Origin of the sequence: Flavobacterium sp. LC2016-23, from assembly GCF_009674775.1 — a bacterium.
In the GTDB taxonomy this organism is placed as follows: domain Bacteria; phylum Bacteroidota; class Bacteroidia; order Flavobacteriales; family Flavobacteriaceae; genus Flavobacterium.
Genome location: NZ_WKKE01000055.1, coordinates 1 through 1,865, shown reverse-complemented (window position 1 = coordinate 1,865; position 1,865 = coordinate 1). Strand labels below are relative to the sequence as shown.

The 1,865-nt window shown below is 44.2% G+C and carries 1 protein-coding gene; it reads right to left on the bottom strand.

The features are described from left to right. On the bottom strand, positions 1–1,865 hold a 1,865-nt coding region (locus GJU43_RS22900; protein ID WP_370455693.1), incomplete at both ends, for a beta strand repeat-containing protein.

Sequence of the window (1,865 nt, the reverse complement as noted above, 5' to 3'; positions counted from 1 at the left end):
TTTGAACTAAGCGTTGAAGGAACGCTATCTAAATTCGCTACCAAGACTCCTGCTGTTACTACAATTGTTGAAGTTGCCGTATCGCAATTCCCAGGATTGTTAATCTCACAGATGGTATATTCTAAATTGTAACTTCCTGCCGGTGTATTGGCGGCAACTGTTACGGTTCCGTTTGTATTGATCGTAAGTCCTGTCGGTATTGGCGTGGTTACCGTTAGTTTTACCTCTCCCGGATTGGTTCCGATTACCGCTTGTGCTCCGTTTACGGTATCACCTGCAATTAAGGAAACTGTCGTTATTCCTCCTGCATTTCCGTTTATAGAACCAAGGTTGTCTGCAACGGCATCGATTCCCGGTGCTGTCACAACCACTGTTGAAGTTGCCGTATCACAGTTGCCCGGATTATTGATTTCACAGATCGTATATTCTAAATTGTAACTTCCTGCCGGTGTATTTGCTCCAACTGTTACAGTACCGTTGGTATTGATGGTCAGTCCTGCTGCTATTGGCGTGGTTACCGTTAGTTTTACCTCTCCCGGATTGGTTCCGATTACAGCTTGTGCTCCGTTTACGGTATCACCTGCAATTAAGGAAACTGTTGTGGTTCCGCCTGCATTTCCGTTTATAGAGCCAAGGTTATCTGCAACGGCGTCGATTCCCGGTGCTGTGATTGTTACTTTTACCTGGTTTGAACTGCAGTTGGTTGGGTTTAACAACTCACAGATTTCATAAGTCAGTTCATATGTTCCTGCCGGAGCGTTAGCGCCTAATATGGCGTTTCCATTTACATCTAACGTCAAATATCCTTTTGGATCGGCTGTGGTTACCGTCAGTTTTACGTCTGATGGAATTAATGCGGCTCCGTTTTTAGTGTCATTGTCAAAAACATTTATTAGTGTTTTTGGTGTATTTGAACTAAGGGTTGACGGAACGCTATCTAAATTCGCTACCAAAGTTGCTGCCATTACTACAATCGTTGAAGTTGCGGTATCACAGTTACCCGGATTGTTAATCTCACAGATCGTATATTCTAAATTGTAACTTCCTGCTGGTGTATTCGCTCCAACTGTTATGGTTCCGTTTGTATTGATGGTCAGTCCTGCCGGTATTGGAGTGGTTACCGTTAATTTTACCTCTCCCGGATTCGTTCCGATTACGGCTTGTGCTCCGTTTACGGTATCACCTGCGATTAAGGAAACTGTTGTGGTTCCGCCTGCATTTCCGTTTATAGAACCAAGGCTATCTGCAACGGCGGCGATTAATGGCGCTGTCACAACCACTGTTGAAGTTGCCGTATCACAGTTCCCCGGATTGTTGATCTCACAGATCGTGTATTCTAAATTGTAACTTCCTGCCGGTGTGTTAGCGGCAACTGTTACGGTACCGTTGGTATTGATCGTAAGTCCTGCCGGTATTGGCGTCGTTACCGTTAATTTTACCTCTCCCGCATTTGTTCCAATTACAGCTTTTGCTCCGTTTACGGTATCACCTGCTATTAAGGAAACTGTTGTGGTTCCTCCTGCATTTCCGTTTATAGAGCCAAGGTTATCTGCAACGGCGTCGATTGATGGTGCCGTGATTGTTACTTTTACCTGATTTGAACTGCAGTTGGTTGGGTTTAACAACTCACAGATTTCATAAGTCAGTTCATATGTTCCTGCCGGAGCGTTAGCGCCTAATATGGCGTTTCCATTTCCATCTACCGTCAAATATCCTTTTGGATCGGCTGTGGTTACCGTCAGTTTTACGTCTGATGGAATTAATGCGGCTCCGTTTTTAGTATCATTGTCAAAAACATTGATTAAGGTTTTTGGCGTATTCGAACTAATGGTTGACGGAACGGTATCTAAATTCGCTACCAAAAC